At 45.4% G+C, this 19,755-nt stretch carries 20 protein-coding genes and 1 other annotated feature; all 20 genes read right to left on the reverse strand.

From position 1 onward, the window contains the following. Positions 1-3: 3 nt before the first annotated feature. The 20 genes from rpmC to rplJ all read right to left on the reverse strand — a co-directional run bounded on the left by rpmC (position 4) and on the right by rplJ (position 19,563). Complete coding sequence (gene rpmC, locus PAEAM_RS18245) at positions 4-201, reverse strand: 50S ribosomal protein L29 (protein WP_017692083.1); 198 nt, start codon at positions 199-201, stop codon at positions 4-6. Next, complete coding sequence (gene rplP, locus PAEAM_RS18250; protein ID WP_017692082.1) at positions 191-625, reverse strand: 50S ribosomal protein L16; 435 nt, start codon at positions 623-625, stop codon at positions 191-193. Before rplP ends, rpmC begins: the two co-directional genes overlap by 11 nt. A 2-nt stretch (positions 626-627) precedes the next feature. Next, positions 628-1,293 carry a 30S ribosomal protein S3 gene (rpsC, locus tag PAEAM_RS18255; protein WP_036607182.1) on the reverse strand — a complete coding sequence of 222 codons (666 nt, stop codon included), beginning with the start codon at positions 1,291-1,293 and terminating at the stop codon, positions 628-630. A 15-nt stretch (positions 1,294-1,308) separates the two neighbouring features. After that, a complete protein-coding gene (gene rplV, locus PAEAM_RS18260) occupies positions 1,309-1,641 on the reverse strand; it encodes a 50S ribosomal protein L22 (RefSeq protein WP_036607180.1) in 333 nt (110 codons plus the stop codon). Between the two features lie 35 nt (positions 1,642-1,676). Further along, entirely contained in the window at positions 1,677-1,955 is a 279-nt protein-coding gene (gene rpsS, locus PAEAM_RS18265) for a 30S ribosomal protein S19 (RefSeq protein WP_017692079.1), read from the reverse strand. 71 nt (positions 1,956-2,026) lie between these two features. Next, positions 2,027-2,857 carry a 50S ribosomal protein L2 gene (gene rplB, locus PAEAM_RS18270; RefSeq protein WP_017692078.1) on the reverse strand — a complete coding sequence of 277 codons (831 nt, stop codon included), beginning with the start codon at positions 2,855-2,857 and terminating at the stop codon, positions 2,027-2,029. Between the two features lie 30 nt (positions 2,858-2,887). Continuing rightward, complete coding sequence (gene rplW / locus PAEAM_RS18275) at positions 2,888-3,178, reverse strand: 50S ribosomal protein L23 (RefSeq protein ID WP_017692077.1); 291 nt, start codon at positions 3,176-3,178, stop codon at positions 2,888-2,890. Beyond that, positions 3,178-3,801, reverse strand: coding sequence for a 50S ribosomal protein L4 (rplD, locus tag PAEAM_RS18280; RefSeq protein ID WP_017692076.1), 624 nt, complete (start codon positions 3,799-3,801; stop codon positions 3,178-3,180). The genes rplW and rplD overlap by 1 nt, the downstream gene beginning before the upstream one ends. A gap of 25 nt (positions 3,802-3,826) precedes the next feature. Beyond that, positions 3,827-4,450, reverse strand: coding sequence for a 50S ribosomal protein L3 (rplC, locus tag PAEAM_RS18285; protein ID WP_017692075.1), 624 nt, complete (start codon positions 4,448-4,450; stop codon positions 3,827-3,829). Positions 4,451-4,496: 46 nt separating this feature from the next. Further along, positions 4,497-4,805 carry a 30S ribosomal protein S10 gene (gene rpsJ, locus PAEAM_RS18290; protein ID WP_017692074.1) on the reverse strand — a complete coding sequence of 103 codons (309 nt, stop codon included), beginning with the start codon at positions 4,803-4,805 and terminating at the stop codon, positions 4,497-4,499. A 436-nt stretch (positions 4,806-5,241) separates the two neighbouring features. Next, on the reverse strand, positions 5,242-6,432 hold the full coding sequence (gene tuf, locus PAEAM_RS18295) for an elongation factor Tu (RefSeq protein ID WP_017692073.1): 1,191 nt from the start codon (positions 6,430-6,432) through the stop codon (positions 5,242-5,244). 95 nt (positions 6,433-6,527) lie between these two features. After that, positions 6,528-8,606 (reverse strand): elongation factor G, encoded by a 2,079-nt coding sequence (fusA, locus tag PAEAM_RS18300; RefSeq protein ID WP_036607177.1) that lies wholly within the window; start codon positions 8,604-8,606, stop codon positions 6,528-6,530. A gap of 49 nt (positions 8,607-8,655) precedes the next feature. Continuing rightward, complete coding sequence (gene rpsG / locus PAEAM_RS18305) at positions 8,656-9,126, reverse strand: 30S ribosomal protein S7 (protein WP_017692071.1); 471 nt, start codon at positions 9,124-9,126, stop codon at positions 8,656-8,658. Between the two features lie 87 nt (positions 9,127-9,213). Beyond that, on the reverse strand, positions 9,214-9,636 hold the full coding sequence (gene rpsL, locus PAEAM_RS18310) for a 30S ribosomal protein S12 (protein ID WP_017692070.1): 423 nt from the start codon (positions 9,634-9,636) through the stop codon (positions 9,214-9,216). Between the two features lie 150 nt (positions 9,637-9,786). After that, positions 9,787-10,038 carry a ribosomal L7Ae/L30e/S12e/Gadd45 family protein gene (locus PAEAM_RS18315; protein WP_036607175.1) on the reverse strand — a complete coding sequence of 84 codons (252 nt, stop codon included), beginning with the start codon at positions 10,036-10,038 and terminating at the stop codon, positions 9,787-9,789. A gap of 204 nt (positions 10,039-10,242) precedes the next feature. Then, positions 10,243-13,857 (reverse strand): DNA-directed RNA polymerase subunit beta', encoded by a 3,615-nt coding sequence (gene rpoC, locus PAEAM_RS18320; protein WP_036607173.1) that lies wholly within the window; start codon positions 13,855-13,857, stop codon positions 10,243-10,245. Between the two features lie 113 nt (positions 13,858-13,970). Then, positions 13,971-17,516: a DNA-directed RNA polymerase subunit beta gene (rpoB, locus tag PAEAM_RS18325; RefSeq protein ID WP_036607171.1), complete on the reverse strand. Its 3,546-nt coding sequence runs from the start codon at positions 17,514-17,516 to the stop codon at positions 13,971-13,973. Positions 17,517-17,910: 394 nt separating this feature from the next. Further along, complete coding sequence (locus tag PAEAM_RS18330; protein WP_074096568.1) at positions 17,911-18,531, reverse strand: class I SAM-dependent methyltransferase; 621 nt, start codon at positions 18,529-18,531, stop codon at positions 17,911-17,913. Between the two features lie 96 nt (positions 18,532-18,627). Continuing rightward, positions 18,628-18,987, reverse strand: a complete 360-nt coding sequence (gene rplL / locus PAEAM_RS18335; RefSeq protein ID WP_017692065.1) for a 50S ribosomal protein L7/L12 — start codon at positions 18,985-18,987, stop codon at positions 18,628-18,630. A 72-nt stretch (positions 18,988-19,059) separates the two neighbouring features. Further along, on the reverse strand, positions 19,060-19,563 hold the full coding sequence (gene rplJ, locus PAEAM_RS18340; protein WP_047841127.1) for a 50S ribosomal protein L10: 504 nt from the start codon (positions 19,561-19,563) through the stop codon (positions 19,060-19,062). A 24-nt stretch (positions 19,564-19,587) separates the two neighbouring features. Then, positions 19,588-19,734 (reverse strand) — a sequence feature (ribosomal protein L10 leader region). Positions 19,735-19,755 lie beyond the last annotated feature (21 nt).

The following is a 19,755-nucleotide window of genomic DNA, read 5'->3' on the forward strand; positions in this document are numbered from 1 at the left end:
TAATTAACCGATTCCCAATTCTCTCTCACGGATAATGGTTTTAGCACGAGCTATTTCTTTCCGCACATCACGGATGCGAGTCGGGTTATCCAGCTGACCGGTAGCTAATTGAAAGCGGAGGTTAAAGAGTTCTTCTTTAAATCCGGCAATCTTTTGCTCGATTTCAGCAGAGGTTAGGTTGCGAAATTCACTAGCTTTCATTTGCTTCACCACCCAATTCTTCACGTTTCACGAACTTCGTTTTGATTGGCAGTTTGTGAGCGGCAAGACGCATTGCTTCGCGTGCAATTTCCTCCGGTACACCAGCAAGTTCAAACATGATCTTACCTGGTTTCACTACTGCAACCCATTTTTCTACGTTACCTTTACCGCTACCCATCCGAACCTCGAGAGGCTTTTGAGTGATTGGTTTGTCTGGGAAAATTTTGATCCAAACTTTACCACCACGTTTGATGTAACGAGTCATCGCAATACGAGCCGCTTCGATTTGACGGTTCGTAATCCAAGCCGGTTCCGTAGCTTGCAGACCGTATTCGCCAAAGTTCAGAGTCGTTCCGCCTTTAGCTTGGCCTTTCATATGTCCACGTTGTTGCTTACGGTGTTTTACGCGTTTTGGTACCAACATGATTAGTTGCCTCCTTCCTTAGCAGCTTGTTTCTTAGCCGTAGGAAGAACCTCTCCACGATAGATCCATACTTTTACGCCGATAAGTCCGTAAGTAGTATGAGCCTCTGCTGTACCGTAGTCAATGTCAGCACGCAGTGTGTGCAGTGGAACAGTTCCTTCGCTGTAGCCTTCAGAACGTGCGATCTCAGCACCGCCAAGACGTCCGCCTACTTGAGTTTTGATACCTTTAGCACCGGAGCGCATAGTTCTTTGAATTGCTTGTTTCAGAGCACGACGGAAAGAAACACGACGTTCCAATTGTTGTGCAATGCTTTCAGCTACAAGAACAGCGTCCAAGTCTTGGTTCTTAATTTCAGAAATGTTGATGTGTACTTTTTTACCGCCAGCAATTTTCGTAATTTGGTTACGAAGATTTTCAACTTCCGAACCACCCTTACCAATAACCATACCTGGTTTAGCAGTGTGAATCGTTACGTTTACGCGGTTAGCCGCTCTCTCAATTTCTACACGAGATAAAGCGGAGTCTTTCAATTTATTTTTCAGGAATTCACGAATTCTCACGTCTTCCATCAAAAGATCACCGAAGTCTTTGCCTGCATACCACTTAGATTCCCAGTCACGGATAATTCCGACACGGAGTCCGACTGGATTTACCTTTTGGCCCACACATTTCCCCTCCTTCTACTTCTCAGATACCACCAAAGTAATGTGGCTAGTACGTTTGTTAATACGACTTGCACGTCCCATTGCACGAGGGCGGAAACGCTTCATTGTCGGTCCTTGGTTCACGTAAGCTTGCGAGATAACCAATTTGTTAACATCCAAAGAATAGTTATGTTCCGCATTCGCAATAGCGGAGTTAAGCAACTTCTCAACGATTGGAGAAGCAGATTTCGGAGTGTGACGGAGAATGGCAACCGCCTCACCTACTTGCTTGCCACGAATCAAGTCAACAACGAGTTGAGCTTTACGAGGAGCAATCCGGATAAACTTAGCATGTGCTTTTGCTTCCATTGTGTAACCTCCTTTCAAACATTAAAGATATTCATTTATCTTCTTGTTTTCTTATCATCAGCAGTATGGCCTTTGTACGTACGGGTTGGAGCGAACTCACCCAGTTTGTGTCCGACCATGTCCTCAGTTACATACACTGGCACGTGTTTACGACCATCGTAAACGCCAAATGTGTGTCCGATGAATTGCGGGAAAATTGTAGAACGACGGGACCAGGTTTTGATCACATTCTTCTTACCTGAAGCTTCCATCTCTTCTACCTTTTTAAGCATGTAGCCATCAATGAATGGCCCTTTTTTCAAACTGCGACCCATGTGGAGATCCTCCCTTCAAACATAGCTATTATGCATCCGCAGATGCCTCACGAAGTTATGCACAGTGTGTATTACTTCGTGCGGCGGCGAATGATGTATTTATCAGAAGCTTTATTTTTCTTACGCGTTTTGTAACCAAGTGTAGGTTTACCCCATGGTGACATTGGCGATTTACGTCCGATTGGAGCACGACCTTCACCACCACCGTGTGGGTGATCGTTAGGGTTCATTACTACACCACGAACCTCAGGACGTTTACCCAACCAACGGCTACGACCGGCTTTACCGATTTTGATGAGCTCGTGGTCTTGGTTACCTACAGATCCGATTGTCGCGCGGCAAACTTTCAAAATACGACGAACTTCTCCGGAAGAGAGACGAACGGAAACGTATTTTTCTTCTTTACCAAGCAATTGAGCTTCTGTACCAGCAGCACGAACCAATTGTCCGCCTTTACCTGGTTTCAACTCGATGTTGTGGATAACGGTACCAACTGGAATGTTTTCAAGTGGCAGTGCGTTACCGATTTTGATGTCTGATTCAGGTCCGGAGAATACTTGATCTCCAACTTTCAAACCTTTAGGAGCGATGATATAACGTTTTTCACCATCAGCATAGTGAATCAGAGCGATGTTAGATGTACGGTTCGGGTCATACTCAATCGTAGCAACGCGGCCCGGTATTCCATCTTTAGTACGTTTGAAGTCAATGATACGGTATTTACGTTTGTGTCCACCACCATGGTGACGAACTGTAATTTTACCTTGGTTGTTGCGGCCTGCTTGTTTGCTCAACGGGGCCAACAACGATTTCTCCGGCTGATTTGTGGTGATTTCCTCAAATGTAGAAACGGACATGTTCCGTCTTGCCGGGGATGTTGGTTTATACTTTTTGATTGGCACTGGGTTTCCCTCCTTACTTCAAAAATTCAATTATACAGTTTCAAAGAACTCAAGCGTTTTGCTGTCTTTTGTCAACGTTACAAACGCTTTTTTCCATTCGCTAGTATATCCGGAATAACGTCCGTACCGTTTCGGCTTAGCTGGAACACGAAGCGTGTTCACGTTTTTCACTTTTACATTGAAAATAGCTTCTACTGCCTTTTTGATCTCGGTTTTGTTTGCACGGATATCGACTTCAAATACATATTTCAAGTCGTTCATCATGTCAGCAGTACGTTCCGTAATAATCGGACGTTTTACAATATCACGAGGATCCTTCATTACGCGAGCACCTCCTCTACCTTCTGAACTGCTTCTTTCGTAATGATCAATTTGTCGTGCGAAAGCACGTCAAGAACATTAATACCGTCAGCAGCTACGAATTTCACGCCTGGAATATTCCGTGCGGAAAGAGCTACATTATCATCATAGCTAGGAGCTACAATCAAAGCTTTACGTCCCACTTTGAGGTTACTCAAGATGGCTGCAAATTCTTTAGTTTTAGGCGTGCTCAACGTGAGAGCGTCCAAAACGATAATGTCATTGTCAAGCACTTTGGATGAAAGGGCTGATTTGATCGCCAAGCGGCGAACTTTCTTAGGCAGTTTATACGCATAGCTCCGTGGTGTTGGACCAAATACGATACCGCCGCCTTTCCATTGTGGTGAACGAATTGAACCTTGACGAGCGCGACCTGTACCTTTTTGTTTCCAAGGCTTACGTCCACCGCCACGAACTTCAGAACGTCCTTTTACTTTGTGGGTACCTTGACGAAGGGAAGCGCGTTGCATAAGAACTGCATCGTACAGAACGTGTTGGTTCGGCTCAATTCCGAAAACCGCATCGTTCAATTCAACTTCGCCTACTTGGCTACCATCTACATTGTAAACTGATACTTTTGGCATTTTGTGTTCCTCCTTTCTTCAGTGGTTATTTTTTCACCGTTTCTTTAACTCTAATGAGACTGTTTTTCGGTCCAGGAATGGAACCTTTCACGAGCAACACGTTACGCTCAGCGTCTACTTTAACTACTTCAAGACGTTGGATTGTAATAGTATCATGTCCCATGTGTCCTGGCAGGCGTTTGCCTTTAGGAACGCGGTTAGCTTGGATCGAACCCATTGAACCAGGGCCACGGTGGTAACGCGAACCGTGTGACATAGGTCCAGTGCTTTGTCCCCAACGTTTGATAACGCCGGCAAAACCTTTACCTTTAGAAATACCCGTTACGTCAACGAATTCGCCTTCAGCGAAAATGTCAGCTTTCAGTTCTTGGCCAACTTCATATTCTGCGATGTTGATACCGCGAACTTCACGAACGTAGCGCTTAGGGGCAGTGTTCGCTTTTTTAGCGTGACCTGCTTCTGGCTTGTTAGCATTTTTTTCTTTCTTATCGGAGTAACCGATTTGAATTGCTTCGTAGCCATCGTTCTCAATGTCTTTCTTTTGCAAAACAACACAAGGGCCTGCTTCGATAACCGTTACTGGAACGACGTTACCTTCAGGAGTAAATACTTGAGTCATTCCGAGTTTTTTTCCTAAGATTGCTTTCATGTTGACACCTCTTTTCCTTTATACATGGTCTTTGTTGTAGCTTATATTACAATTTAATTTCGATATCTACACCGGACGGCAGATCCAAGCGCATCAAGGCATCCACAGTTTGTGGAGTCGGGTTAACGATGTCGATCAAACGTTTATGTGTACGTTGTTCGAATTGTTCCCGAGAATCCTTGTACTTGTGCACCGCACGAAGAATAGTAATGATTTGTTTTTCAGTAGGAAGCGGAATCGGACCGGATACACCAGCACCCGAACGTTTTGCTGTTTCAACAATTTTCTCCGCGGATTGATCAAGAATTCTGTGGTCGTAAGCTTTCAAACGAATACGAATTTTTTGCTTTGCCATTTTAGTCCCTCCTTCTATCGCCCAATTTTTTATCGGACATACTCCGTGAAAATTTTCTAGCCACTCTCCCATGGCAAAGGGGCCGGGTGTGCCAGTAACCTCTCACATCATCGCAACGTCACAGAACAACATTCATTATTATATAGAAAAGATAGGCGTATTGCAAGCATATTTAAGAAAAACATTTAAACTTATCTTTTCTGATGAAATGACTTCGTTTATTGCAGTGTTAATCTTCAATATCCAGGCTGCCTTGCCAATCCTTCTAAACACGTAAATGATGTTCATTTCGTATGACGCAGGTTCCGAACTTTAAACATAATAAAAGAGTTCTCTATCCGATGTCGGATAAAGAACTCTTCCGAAGCTTCGTTACAATACAATGTTACTCGTTCCAGTACACTGTTACATATGCTTTATTCAGCGTTAAGCCAAATTATTTTTGGATAGATGCTACGGAACCGGCACCTACTGTACGTCCGCCTTCACGAATGGAGAATTTAGTTCCTTCTTCAATCGCGATTGGGGAGATCAGGGAAACAGTAACAGTGATGTTATCACCAGGCATTACCATTTCAGTACCTTCAGGCAAGTTGATGATGCCTGTTACGTCAGTTGTACGGAAGTAGAACTGTGGACGGTAACCAGTGAAGAATGGTTTGTGACGTCCGCCCTCTTCTTTAGTCAGAACGTAGATTTGAGCTGTGAATTCTGTGTGTGGCTTAACAGAACCTGGTTTTGCAAGTACTTGACCACGCTCGATTTGAGTACGGTCAACACCACGCAACAATGCACCGATGTTGTCACCCGCTTGAGCGGAATCCAACAATTTACGGAACATCTCAACGCCTGTTACAACGGATTTTTTAGTTTCTTCAGTGATACCAACGATTTCGATCTCTTCGCCGACTTTAACAGTACCACGCTCTACACGGCCAGTAGCAACAGTACCACGACCAGTGATGGAGAATACGTCCTCGACAGGCATCAAGAAAGGCTTGTCAGTTTGACGCTCAGGCAGTGGGATGTAAGTGTCGATCTCTTTGAACATCTCAACGATTTTTTGAGCCCATTCGCCATCTGGGTTTGCCAGAGCTTCACGAGCGGATCCACGAGTGATTGGAGTATCGTCACCTGGGAACTCATATTCGTTAAGAAGGTCGCGAACTTCCATCTCAACCAATTCCAACAACTCTTCGTCTTCAACCATGTCACATTTGTTCAAGAATACAACAATGTAAGGTACGCCTACTTGACGGGAGAGCAAGATGTGCTCACGAGTTTGTGGCATTGGGCCGTCTGCTGCGGATACTACCAAGATAGCTCCATCCATTTGAGCCGCGCCAGTGATCATGTTTTTAACATAGTCGGCGTGACCTGGGCAGTCAACGTGAGCGTAGTGACGAGTGTCAGTTTCGTACTCAACGTGTGATGTGGAGATTGTGATACCGCGTTCGCGCTCTTCTGGAGCTTTGTCGATTTGGTCGAATGCAATTGCAGCACCACCGTAAGTTTTGGACAATACAGTTGTGATTGCAGCAGTCAGAGTTGTTTTACCGTGATCGACGTGACCAATAGTACCGATGTTAACGTGGGGTTTATTACGTTCGTATTTAGCCTTTGCCATTTGAACGTGGCCTCCTTAAAATTATAATTTTATGTTTTCACTGAATGAAGTGCTCCGAATTAAATTCTTATGCACTTGCATCCAGTGTGAGAAAACTACTCGGTGCCTTTTGTTTTGGCAACGATTTCTTCAGCGATGCTCTTAGGAACTTCTTCATAGTGAGAGAGTTCCATGGAGAATACGCCGCGTCCTTGAGTACCGGAACGAAGAGTTGTAGAGTAACCAAACATTTCAGACAGAGGTACCTTAGCACGGATGATTTGAGCTCCACTACGGGAATCCATACCTTCGATGCGGCCACGACGGGAGTTCAACATACCCATTACGTCACCCATGTACTCTTCTGGAACAGTTACTTCTACTTTCATGATAGGCTCAAGCAGAACTGGTTTACACTTGTCTTTAGCCGCTTTAAGCGCCATAGATCCGGCAATTTTAAATGCCATCTCATTGGAATCGACATCATGGTAAGATCCGTCTACGATTGTAGCCTTAACGTCAACAAGCGGGAAGCCTGCAATAACGCCGTTTTTCATTTGCTCTTCAATCCCTGACAGTGCAGGTTGAATGTATTCTCTTGGTACGGAACCACCGACAACCTTACTTTCGAACTGGCTGCCTGTACCCGGCTCGAGAGGTTCGAATTCAACCCATACGTGACCGTATTGACCACGACCACCGGATTGACGTACGAATTTACCTTCAACGCGCGCTGGAGCACGGAATGTTTCACGGTAAGCTACTTGTGGTTTACCCACAGTAGTTTCAACCTTGAACTCACGACGCATACGGTCGATGATGATATCAAGGTGAAGCTCACCCATACCTGCCAAGATCGTTTGGCCTGTTTCTTCGTCAGTATGAGCACGAAGAGTTGGATCCTCTTCAGTCAACTTACCGAGAGCAACACCCAGTTTATCCTGGTCAGCTTTGGTTTTAGGTTCAACAGCGATTTCGATAACCGGATCAGGGAAGTTCATTGACTCCAGGATAACCGGATTTTTCTCATCACATAGTGTATCACCTGTACCTGTATCTTTCAAACCTACGGCAGCTGCAATATCACCGGAGTAAACTACAGTGATTTCTTGACGGCTGTTCGCATGCATTTGAAGGATACGACCGATACGCTCACGTTTGTTTTTAGTGGCATTCAATACATATGATCCGGATTGAAGAACACCAGAGTATACGCGGAAGAATGTCAATTTACCAACGTAAGGGTCAGTCATAATTTTGAATGCCAATGCGGAGAATGGCTCTTCATCGGATGACTTACGAATTGCTTCAGTTCCATCTTCAAGATGTCCCGTGATCGATGCAACATCTGTTGGAGCTGGCAAGTAGTCGATAACAGCATCCAACATCAGTTGAACACCTTTGTTACGATATGAGGATCCACAGATAACTGGGAAGATCTTAACATCTACAACACCTTTACGGAGTACGGTTTTGATCTCATCAATTGTGATCTCTTCGCCTTCCAGGTATTTCATTGTCAAATCTTCATCCAGTTCAGCAACGCGCTCAATCAACTCGTTGCGAAGTTCTTCAACTTGATCTGCAAACTCTGCAGGAATGTCGGTTTCTTCGATATCTTGACCAAGGTCATCTTTGTACATATGAGCTCTTTGTGCAACGATATCGATGATACCTTTGAAATCATTTTCAGCGCCGATTGGAAGTTGAATCGCAACAGCGTTCGCTTGAAGGCGATCACGCATGTCAGATACAACGTTCAGGAAGTCAGCACCGATGATATCCATTTTGTTTACATATGCGATACGAGGTACGCCGTACTTGTCAGCCTGTCTCCATACGGTTTCGGACTGAGGCTCAACGCCTTCTTTCGCACTGAATACACCAACTGCTCCGTCCAATACACGAAGGGAACGTTCAACTTCAACAGTGAAGTCAACGTGTCCCGGGGTATCAATAATATTAACGCGGTGGCCTTTCCAAGCAGCGGTAGTTGCAGCGGAAGTAATCGTAATTCCGCGCTCCTGTTCCTGTTCCATCCAGTCCATTGTCGCAGCGCCTTCGTGTACTTCACCGATTTTGTGCGTACGTCCTGTGTAAAACAGGATCCGCTCAGTTGTCGTGGTTTTACCCGCATCAATATGAGCCATGATCCCGATATTACGTGTATTTTTTAAGGAGAACTCTCTAGCCATGAAATGGGTCTCCCTTCAAAATTGAAGTTTTTTTATTGTGAACTGAATCCTACCAACGGTAGTGAGCAAACGCTTTGTTCGCTTCAGCCATTTTGTGCGTATCTTCACGTTTTTTAACGGAAGCGCCTGTGTTGTTGGAAGCGTCGATGATCTCAGCCGCCAAACGCTCTTCCATTGTTTTCTCACCGCGGTTGCGGGAGTAGTTCACGAGCCAACGTAATCCCAGAGCAGTACGTCTCTCTGGTTTCACCTCGATTGGTACTTGGTAGTTGGCACCGCCGACACGGCGAGCTTTAACTTCCAGGACTGGCATGATGTTCTTGATTGCTGCTTCAAATACTTCCATAGGGTCATTACCCGTACGTTCTTGAATCAACTTGAACGCATTATACAGAATGCTTTGAGCAACACCGCGTTTTCCGCCGATCATGATGCGGTTGATTAAACGAGTAACCAACTTGCTGTTATATAACGGATCAGGCAGAACGTCTCTTTTCGTAACTGGACCTTTGCGTGGCATGGATATCCCCCTTTCTTTCTTGTTCAGCAGATCCTGTACCTTCCAGACTTAGACCAGAAGGCTTTCAGGCTATCTGCCTATAATAGTTTAGGCTTTTTTAGCTTTTGGACGCTTAGCGCCGTATTTCGAACGAGCTTGCATACGGTTGTTTACACCAGCAGTATCGAGAGCTCCACGAACGATGTGATAACGAACTCCTGCAAGGTCTTTAACTTTACCTCCGCGGATCAATACCACACTGTGCTCTTGAAGGTTATGTCCGATTCCCGGGATATAAGCAGTAACCTCGAGACGGTTCGTCAAACGAACACGGGCATACTTACGAAGTGCAGAGTTTGGTTTACGTGGAGTCATTGTACCTACACGAGTGCAGACACCACGTTTTTGTGGGGCACTGATGTTAGTAGATTCACGTTTCAAAGCGTTGAATCCTTTTTGCAAAGCTGGAGATTTTGACTTCTCAACTTTTGCTTGACGTCCTTTACGAACCAGTTGGTTAATAGTTGGCATGTGATTGCCACCCCCTTCCTCAAATATTCATGTTTCTTTACAAACCTCTTTGCACTAAGTCCACAGACCCAGGCGGTTCATAAAAAGACAAATGAAAAGTTTTTGCCTTGGAGAATCCTTAAAAGTTCTCGGACAAAAACGTTCCTTACCCTATGATTTTACGACAGCAGCCATAGCTGCTCCTACTCCAATCCCGCAAGCCTTGCCGAGATTTTTCATTGTATCCACTTTCGTGCATTTTACATTGTGTTGTTCACACAAAGCAATGATTTTGGAAGTAAGCTGCGGATCACTATCTTCTGCGACATAGACTTCAGAAGCCATACCTGTCTGCACCATCCGCATGGTCTGTTTGGTACCTATTTTGACATGAGCATCTTGCAAGGCTTTTTCATTAGACATTGTGTATTCCTCCGAATAGAACCATGTACAATCAGCTGCCCACGCACCTTTGATATATTAGCATCTAGCGCAAGCATTGTCAATGCTAATCCTAAAACATTTTTTAAAAGTTTACGTACATCAGGATTCGTCCGCCTGTATCATACAAACGTCCGTCTCCTGACGCACAAAACTTTCACTCTCCTCTAATGAGGAGAAATATATTTAATCAACCGAAACTGGCTCAAGTTCTTCTACTGAAGATTGGCCATCTTCTGGCTCAGCAAATTTGATGCTGCGGTAACGGTGCATACCTGTACCTGCAGGAATCAATTTACCGATGATTACATTTTCCTTCAGACCGAGCAACTGATCGACTTTACCTTTGATCGCTGCATCTGTCAATACACGTGTAGTTTCTTGGAACGAAGCCGCCGAGAGGAAGGAGTCTGTTTCCAGGGATGCTTTCGTAATACCGAGCAGGATTGGTTTAGCAACCGCCGGCTCTTTATCACTAAGAATCGCAATTTTGTTAGCTCTTTCGTACTCATGCATATCCACGAACGATCCTGGCAACAGCGTTGTATCTCCTGCATCTACGATACGGATTTTACGCAGCATTTGACGGATCATAACTTCAACGTGCTTATCGTTAATTTCTACGCCTTGGTTACGATATACGCGTTGTACTTCCTGCAGAATGTAGTTTTGTACACCACGTATACCTTTAATCCGTAACATCTCTTTTGGATCAATGGAACCGTCTGTCAACTCGTCACCCGCTTCAACTTCCGCGCCTTCGCTTACGCGCACACGGGAACCGTAGGTAACGGCGTATACTTTGGATTCCGCTTCACCTTGAATTTCGATTTCACGACGATCTTTCGCTTCGCGAATCTCTTTAACCACACCATCGATTTCACTGATCGTTGCTTGACCCTTAGGATTACGAGCTTCGAACAACTCCTGGATACGTGGCAAACCTTGCGTAATATCGTCTCCGGCTACACCACCGGTATGGAACGTACGCATTGTAAGCTGTGTTCCTGGCTCACCAATGGACTGTGCTGCGATAATACCAACTGCTTCACCGATCTCCACGTGTTTACCAGTCGCGAGGTTGCGACCATAACACTTCTTGCAGACACCATGACTTGCACGGCAGCTGAGGACGGAGCGGATTTGCAATTTAGTAATACCTGCTTTGATAATCGCTTCTGCTTTATCGGAGTCAATCAATTCATTGCGACCTACAATGATTTCTTTCGTTTCCGGATGACGAAGTGTCTCGAAGCAGTATCTGCCTTCAATACGGTCGTAGAGATCTTCGATAACCTCTTTACCATCCTGGATACGACTTACCGTAAAGCCTTTATCTGTACCACAATCATCATCACGCACGATTACGTCTTGGGCTACGTCTACGAGACGACGAGTCAGGTAACCTGAATCGGCTGTACGCAGGGCTGTATCCGCCAAACCTTTACGCGCTCCGTGAGTGGAGATAAAGTACTCGAGTACCGTCAGACCTTCACGGAAGTTCGATTTGATTGGGAGTTCGATAATTCGACCGGATGGGTTGGCCATCAGGCCACGCATACCGCCCAATTGGGTGATTTGCGATTTGTTACCCCGTGCTTTGGAGTCTACCATCATCATGATCGAGTTGTAACGATCCATGGACTTCATCAGAATCTCAGTGATGTCATCTTTGGATTTTGACCAGATATCAATGATACGGTCATAGCGCTCCTCATTCGTAATCAGACCACGACGGTACTGATTCGTAACGATTTGTGCTTTTTCCTCAGATTGTCTAAGAATTTCAAACTTCTCAGGTGGAACGATAACATCAGATACCGCAACCGTAATACCGGCACGTGTAGAGTATGTGAAACCAAGTTGTTTGATTTTATCCAAAATAACGGCTGTTTCCGTTGTGTGATAAATTTCAAAACAACGTGCAATGATGGAGCCGAGGTATTCTTTACCGACACCGCCAGCCAGAGGAGCATTCATAATAGCTTCTCTGAGATCAGCACCTTTTTCATATACAAATGAGTGATCTGCAGTACCTTGGTACAGGTTAGCACGAGTCGCATCATTGATATACGGGAAGCTTGCCGGGAAAATTTCATTGAAGATAATTTTACCGACAGTTGTCAGCAACATTCCTTCTTGTTGTTCTTCCGTGAAGCTTGTTTTACCAAGCGCCTTAACCGGAATAGCTACACGAGCATGCAGACCAGCAGTACCACGTTGGTATGCCGATACAGCTTCGTTAACTGTACGCAAGATCATACCTGTGCCCTTTTCTTCCTTGTTATCCATAGTGAGGTAGTAAGAACCAAGCACCATATCCTGGGAAGGAGTAACAACCGGTTTACCGTCTTTCGGGTTCAAAATGTTACCCGATGCAAGCATCAGGATACGTGCTTCCGCTTGAGCTTCAGCGGACAACGGAACGTGCACGGCCATTTGGTCACCGTCAAAGTCGGCATTGTATGCCGTACATACGAGCGGGTGAAGACGAATTGCTTTACCTTCAACGAGAATCGGTTCAAATGCTTGAATACCGAGTCTGTGAAGCGTAGGGGCACGGTTCAACAGAACCGGATGCTCCTTGATTACTTCTTCAAGAACATCCCATACTTCAGGACTTACACGCTCAACTTTACGTTTTGCGCTCTTGATGTTGTGGGCAAGCCCTTTATTTACAAGCTCTTTCATAACAAAAGGCTTGAACAATTCAAGTGCCATATCTTTTGGCAGACCACACTGATACATTTTCAGGTAAGGTCCAACAACGATAACGGAACGACCAGAATAGTCAACCCGTTTACCGAGCAAGTTTTGACGGAAACGTCCTTGTTTACCTTTCAGCATGTGGCTGAGTGATTTCAATGGACGGTTACCAGGACCCGTTACCGGGCGTCCACGACGACCATTATCGATCAATGCATCAACAGCTTCCTGCAACATCCGTTTTTCATTTTGCACGATAATATCCGGCGCGCCCAGATCAAGCAGACGTTTCAGACGGTTATTCCGGTTGATTACACGGCGGTACAAGTCATTCAGGTCAGACGTTGCAAAACGTCCACCATCCAACTGTACCATTGGACGAAGTTCCGGCGGGATAACAGGAAGTACATCCATGATCATCCACTCTGGCTTGTTGCCGGAGTTGCGGAATGCTTCGATAACTTCCAGACGTTTGATTGCACGATTACGACGTTGTCCTTGCGCAGTCCGGAGCTCTTCTTTCAGGAACTCGAGCTCTTTGTCTATGTCAAGGTCTTGAAGCAATTTTTTAACCGCTTCTGCGCCCATGCCAGCATGGAAACCATAACCGTATTTTTCACGGTAGCTGCGGTATTCTTTCTCGGACAACAGCTGTTTTTTCTCCAGTGGAGTTTCTCCTGGATCAGTTACAACATATGATGCAAAATAAATAATCTCTTCAAGAGATCTTGGAGACATATCCAGAGCAAGACCCATACGGCTCGGAATACCTTTGAAGTACCAGATATGCGATACCGGAGCAGCGAGCTCAATGTGGCCCATCCGTTCGCGGCGTACTTTCGCACGTGTTACTTCAACGCCACAACGATCACAGACAACGCCTTTATAACGGACGCGTTTGTATTTACCGCAATGACATTCCCAGTCTTTTGTAGGGCCAAAAATCTTTTCGCAGAACAGCCCTTCTTTTTCCGGTTTCAACGTACGATAGTTGATCGTTTCCGGTTTTTTCACTTCTCCGCGGGACCAAGAACGAATTTTCTCTGGGGAAGCAAGCCCGATCTTCATGTATTCGAAATTGTTGACGTCCAACAAGGAGCAACCCTCCTTAACCAATTCCTGTAATCTAGGTTACGCCCACTCCGGCCGAAGCCGGAGCAAGACGTGAGCCTGATGAAAAACGCCGGTCATCATGCGCTCGAAGCGGTTTATTCCGCTCCGACCTCTGTACCCTCAAGGTTGAGGCTGAGCTTATCGCTCGCAGCGTCATCTTCATCGTCCATTTCTCTCATTTCAATCTCTTGCTCATCTTCACTCAAAATCTTAACGTCCATACCCAAGCTTTGCAGCTCTTTGATCAATACTTTGAATGATTCAGGAACACCTGGTTCCGGAACATTCTCACCTTTGACAATGGATTCATACGTTTTAACCCGACCAACAACGTCATCGGATTTAACAGTCAAGATTTCTTGCAGCGTATAAGCAGCACCGTATGCCTCAAGCGCCCATACTTCCATCTCCCCGAAACGCTGTCCACCAAATTGGGCTTTACCGCCCAATGGCTGTTGCGTAACAAGTGAGTAAGGACCCGTGGAACGGGCATGGATTTTATCATCAACCATGTGTGCCAGTTTGATCATGTGCATGACACCTACGGTAACTTCACGTTCAAACTCTTCACCTGTACGACCATCATACAGGACAGTTTTACCATTACGTTGCATACCCGCTTCTTCCATCGTATCGAAGACGTCATACTCCTTCGCTCCGTCGAATACAGGAGTTGCTACGTGAATACCCAGTTGCATCGCCGCCATACCCAAGTGAACCTCGAGTACTTGACCGATATTCATCCGGGAAGGTACGCCCAGTGGGTTAAGAACGATCTGAACCGGTGTACCGTCTGGCAGGAAAGGCATATCTTCTTCCGGCAAGATGCGGGCCACGACCCCTTTGTTACCGTGACGTCCGGCCATTTTATCACCCTCGGAAATTTTCCGTTTTTGAGCGATATATACACGAACGAGTTGGTTAACACCTGGAGGCAGCTCATCACCGTTTTCACGGGTAAATACTTTCACGTCTACTACGATACCGTCAGTACCATGTGGTACACGCAAGGAAGTATCACGTACTTCACGTGCTTTCTCACCAAAGATCGCATGCAAGAGACGTTCTTCTGCTGTCAGCTCTGTTACACCCTTAGGTGTTACTTTACCAACCAGAATGTCGCCAGCACTGATCTCAGCACCGATGCGGATAATACCGCGCTCATCCAAGTTACGCAACGCTTCTTCCCCAACGTTAGGGATATCACGTGTGATCTCTTCAGGTCCAAGCTTGGTATCACGTGCTTCTGACTCATACTCCTCGATATGGATGGATGTATATACATCTTCCTTAACGAGTTTTTCACTGAGCAAGATCGCATCCTCGTAGTTGTAACCTTCCCAAGTCATGAAGGCAACAACAACGTTACGTCCCAGAGCCAATTCACCCATTTCCGTTGAAGGACCATCAGCGAGGATATCACCAGCTTTGACAGCGACACCTCTTTTGACAATCGGACGTTGGTTAATGCATGTTCCTTGGTTCGAACGCATAAATTTGTGTAATTTATATTTAACGATATCGCCTTTAACTTCCTGACCGTCCACTTCTTCAACACGACGGACCCAAATCTCGTTCGCAGTAGATCGTTCAATAATTCCGTCATAATCGGAGACAATACATACACCGGAATCTTTCGCGGCTTTGTGTTCCATACCTGTTCCCACAAGAGGTGCTTTAGGAATCAAAAGTGGAACGGCCTGCCGCTGCATGTTTGATCCCATGAGCGCACGGTTGGAGTCATCGTTCTCAAGGAACGGAATAAGCGCTGTAGCGACGGATACAACTTGCTTAGGAGATACGTCCATGTAGTCAACGCGCTCACTCGGCATCGTAAGGATGTTATCCGACTGTTTGTTATAACGTACAATGATCGCTTCTTCTTCAAATGTACTATCTTCATTCAGTTTCGCATTCGCTTGCGCGATAACATAGTTGTCCTCTTCGTCCGCTGTCAGGTAATCAATTTGCTCGGTTACAATACCTGTCTTCGGATCAACCCAACGATATGGAGCTTCAATGAAGCCATATTCATTCACACGGGCGAACGTAGACAAGGAGTTGATCAAACCGATGTTTGGTCCCTCTGGCGTCTCGATTGGACACATACGGCCATAGTGGGATGGATGGACGTCACGCACTTCCATACCTGCGCGCTCACGTGTCAAACCACCGGGTCCGAGTGCGGACAAACGACGTTTATGTGTCAACTCACCCAGCGGGTTCGTTTGATCCATAAATTGTGACAACTGAGAGCTACCAAAGAACTCTTTAATCGATGCAATAACAGGACGTATGTTGATCAATGCCTGTGGTGTAATTACGTTAGCATCCTGAATGGACATTCTCTCACGAACCACACGCTCCATACGGGACAAACCGATACGGAACTGATTCTGCAGGAGTTCACCCACCGAACGCAAACGACGGTTACCCAGATGGTCAATATCATCCGTGCTACCAATTCCCTGCAGAAGGTTAAGGAAATAACTGATGGACGAAATGATATCCGCCGGTGTCACGTTTTTAACGGACTTGTCAATGATTCCATTGGCAATCAGTTTGACTACTTTACCATCTTCTGTTGGTGAAAATACATCGATCGTTTGCATAGGAACATCATTAGCATCCAGAACACCGTTACCCACGTGATACGTGCGGAAACCAACGCTCTTCTCCAGATACGGCATGATTTCATCCAACAAGCGACGATCCACCATTTGACCTGCTTCAGCAATAATCTCGCCTGTTTCAGCGTCAACAAGTGATTCAGCCAAACGCTGGTTAAATAAACGGTTTTTGATGTGAAGCTTTTTGTTCATTTTGTAACGACCTACATTAGCCAGGTCATAACGTTTTGGATCAAAGAAACGTGCTACGAGCAAGCTTTTCGCATTATCCAGCGTTGGCGGCTCGCCCGGACGAAGACGCTCATAGATCTCAATGAGTGCTTTCTCCGTGGAATCCGTGTTGTCTTTGTCCAGTGTGTTGCGGATATATTCGTCATTACCGAGCAGATCCAGAATCTCAGCATCTGTGCCAAAACCAAGTGAACGCAGGAGAACCGTAACCGGTATTTTACGTGTACGGTCGATCCGGACATAAACAACATCCTTCGCGTCCATCTCCAGTTCCAACCAAGCGCCGCGGTTAGGAATAACTGTAGCGGTATACGTTTTTTTGGCGTTTTTATCTACTTTGGTACTGAAGTAAACGCTAGGAGAGCGAACCAACTGGCTGACAATAACCCGTTCCGCACCATTAATAATAAATGTGCCCGTGTTGGTCATCAGCGGGAAATCTCCCATGAATACTTCCTGCTCTTTGACTTCGCCGGTTTCCTTATTAATGAGCCGGACTTTGACCCGAAGCGGTGCTGCATACGTAACGTCACGCTCTTTTGCGTCGTCTACTGTATACTTCGGTTCACCGAGACTGTAATCGATAAATTCCAAAATCAAGTTACCTGTAAAATCCTGGATCGGCGAGATATCCTGGAACATTTCGCGCAACCCTTCCTCCAAAAACCAATCATAGGATTTTTGTTGGATTTCAATCAGGTTCGGAACTTCGAGTATCTCGTTAATTCGTGCATAACTGCGCCGAGTGCGTCGACCATATTGAACAAGATGTCCTGCCAACTTAAACTCACCCCTCAATGTCTACTCACTTTAAAAATTTCGTTGCGAACCTCTGTTTGTAACCTTATAATGGTACACATACAGAGCAAAGCAATGCATCCACAAATAAAGAAAAGCCCTTACTCGAAATGTCGTTCGAAAAAAGAGCAACTTTGATCGGCGGATGTCTTTCCAAATCATTCTTATCCCCAGTTTGCCCAAAATGTACATATTATACGCCAAACGTAGGCATAATAAGCCCGTTCGGCGTAAAAAAAAGTCGACATTTTTAGTTAGCTAAAGCCAAGTAGGGCATCTTAATACTGACATTTTACAACTATACCACGACCTGAATTTCAAGTCAATAGTCCTATTGCAAAAAAAATGATCCCCTGCTTACTTTACAAACTCGGATTCAGCTTTTAGTAGATACCTCTTCCGATTTCACCGCTTTGAAAATCCGATAGCCTTTATCCTTCGTCACTTCTTCCACTCTTCCAAACAAAGATTCCAATTTCGCTTTCGCTGACGGTGCTCCTTGTTTCTTCTGAATGACAATCCACAACGAACCGCCTACTTTCAGATGGCGATGTGCCTGTTCGAAAATAGTATGAACCGTCTCTTTCCCAGCCCGTATAGGCGGGTTGGTTAGGATAACGTCAAAATCTTGCTTTTTTACTTCAGACAGTAGATTACTTTGCAATACCGTAACATTGTTAATTCCGTTCGCTTTTGCATTTTCCCTGGAAAGTTCAACGGCTCTCTCGTTGATATCGATCATGGTGACATGCCCATCCGGTACAAGTTTGGCTGCTGTAAGACCCATTGGCCCGTATCCACAGCCCACATCGAGAACATGAGCCCCTGATGGCAACTCTATCGCATCAATCAATACTCTGCTGCCATAATCGATTCCGTTTTTGGAAAACACACCGGCATCCGTCACGAATCGCAGACTGAATCCGCGAAGAACCGCTTCAGTTGCTCTGCGATCATGCGCCACTTGCGGTTTGTCCGAATAATAATGATTGGACATGCCCTCACTCACTTTCCATTTACAATTACAGCAACAAACCCCTTGATATAAGTCAAGGGGTTTGTTGTTTTGTTCATTTAGCTTGTAATAGCTAAATTATTTAACTTCAACTGAAGCGCCTGCTTCTTCAAGCTTAGCTTTAACCGCTTCTGCTTCTTCTTTAGCAACTTTTTCTTTCAATGCTTTTGGAGCGTTGTCAACCAATTCTTTTGCTTCTTTCAGGCCAAGACCTGTGATTTCGCGAACTGCTTTGATAACGTTGATTTTGGAAGCACCAGCGCTAGTCAAGATTACGTCGAACTCGGATTGCTCAGCTTCAGCAGAAGCTACTGCACCTGCAGCAGCTACTGGAGCTGCAGCAGTTACGCCGAATTCTTCTTCGATTGCTTTAACAAGATCGTTCAATTCCAGTACAGTCATGCCTTTGATTGCTTCCAAGATTTGCTCTTTACTCATGAGTGAACCTCCATATATAATATTATTTTTTTTAATTCATTTGCCGCCTAAGCAGCATTCAGATCAAGTTGCTTACGCGCCTTGTTCTTCTTTTTCTGCAACTGCTTTAACCGCAAGCGCGAAGTTGCGCACTGGCGCTTGAAGCACGCTGAGGAGCATGGAGAGGAGTCCATCGCGGGATGGCAGTTCTGCCAATGCCTTAACTTCTTCTACTCCGATTACGCGACCTTCTACGACTGCACCTTTCAATTCCAGTGCATCGTTCTTTTTCGCGAAGTCGTTCAGAATTTTAGCTGGAGCCACAACGTCATCTACGCTGAATGCAATTGCAGTAGGACCTGTAAGAACATTTTCAAGTTCTGTCAGTTCTGCTGCTGCAGCTGCACGGCGAAGCAACGAGTTTTTCAGCACTTGGAATTCGATCCCTGCTTCACGAAGTTGCTTACGCAACTCAGTTACTTGGGCAACGTTCAATCCGCGATAGTCAACAACAACAGTTGTAACGCTCTCGCGCAATTTTGCTGTTACTGCATCAACGGATTCTTGTTTTGCTTGAATCACTTTTGCGTTTGCCAATCTGTACACCTCCTGATCAAATTTATCCCATTAAGAAAAGCCTCCGTAGAATCACGAAGGCTTGATATATACTCATCATCGATTTGCATCGTTCTAAGTTCTATAATCACACCTCGGCAGGAAATTAAGCCAAATGGCACCTACTGTCTACGGCAAGCATATTCAAATGTCAACGGTCAGTCACTCGGACTC

The sequence above is a fragment of the Paenibacillus sp. GM1FR genome (assembly GCF_002803315.1).
Lineage (GTDB): Bacteria > Bacillota > Bacilli > Paenibacillales > Paenibacillaceae > Paenibacillus > Paenibacillus amylolyticus.

Excerpts from the sequence above, each read along its gene's own strand:
- rpmC (WP_017692083.1), bottom strand. The coding sequence starts at position 201 with ATGAAAGCTAGTGAATTTCGCAACCTAACCTCTGCTGAAATCGAGCAA.
- rplP (WP_017692082.1), bottom strand. The coding sequence starts at position 625 with ATGTTGGTACCAAAACGCGTAAAACACCGTAAGCAACAACGTGGACAT.
- rplV (WP_036607180.1), bottom strand. The coding sequence starts at position 1,641 with ATGGAAGCAAAAGCACATGCTAAGTTTATCCGGATTGCTCCTCGTAAA.
- rpsS (WP_017692079.1), bottom strand. The coding sequence starts at position 1,955 with ATGGGTCGCAGTTTGAAAAAAGGGCCATTCATTGATGGCTACATGCTT.
- rplW (WP_017692077.1), bottom strand. The coding sequence starts at position 3,178 with ATGAAGGATCCTCGTGATATTGTAAAACGTCCGATTATTACGGAACGT.
- rplD (WP_017692076.1), bottom strand. The coding sequence starts at position 3,801 with ATGCCAAAAGTATCAGTTTACAATGTAGATGGTAGCCAAGTAGGCGAA.
- rplC (WP_017692075.1), bottom strand. The coding sequence starts at position 4,450 with ATGAAAGCAATCTTAGGAAAAAAACTCGGAATGACTCAAGTATTTACT.
- rpsJ (WP_017692074.1), bottom strand. The coding sequence starts at position 4,805 with ATGGCAAAGCAAAAAATTCGTATTCGTTTGAAAGCTTACGACCACAGA.
- tuf (WP_017692073.1), bottom strand. The coding sequence starts at position 6,432 with ATGGCAAAGGCTAAATACGAACGTAATAAACCCCACGTTAACATCGGT.
- fusA (WP_036607177.1), bottom strand. The coding sequence starts at position 8,606 with ATGGCTAGAGAGTTCTCCTTAAAAAATACACGTAATATCGGGATCATG.
- rpsG (WP_017692071.1), bottom strand. The coding sequence starts at position 9,126 with ATGCCACGCAAAGGTCCAGTTACGAAAAGAGACGTTCTGCCTGATCCG.
- rpsL (WP_017692070.1), bottom strand. The coding sequence starts at position 9,636 with ATGCCAACTATTAACCAACTGGTTCGTAAAGGACGTCAAGCAAAAGTT.
- PAEAM_RS18315 (WP_036607175.1), bottom strand. The coding sequence starts at position 10,038 with ATGTCTAATGAAAAAGCCTTGCAAGATGCTCATGTCAAAATAGGTACC.
- PAEAM_RS18330 (WP_074096568.1), bottom strand. The coding sequence starts at position 18,531 with ATGTCCAATCATTATTATTCGGACAAACCGCAAGTGGCGCATGATCGC.
- rplL (WP_017692065.1), bottom strand. The coding sequence starts at position 18,987 with ATGAGTAAAGAGCAAATCTTGGAAGCAATCAAAGGCATGACTGTACTG.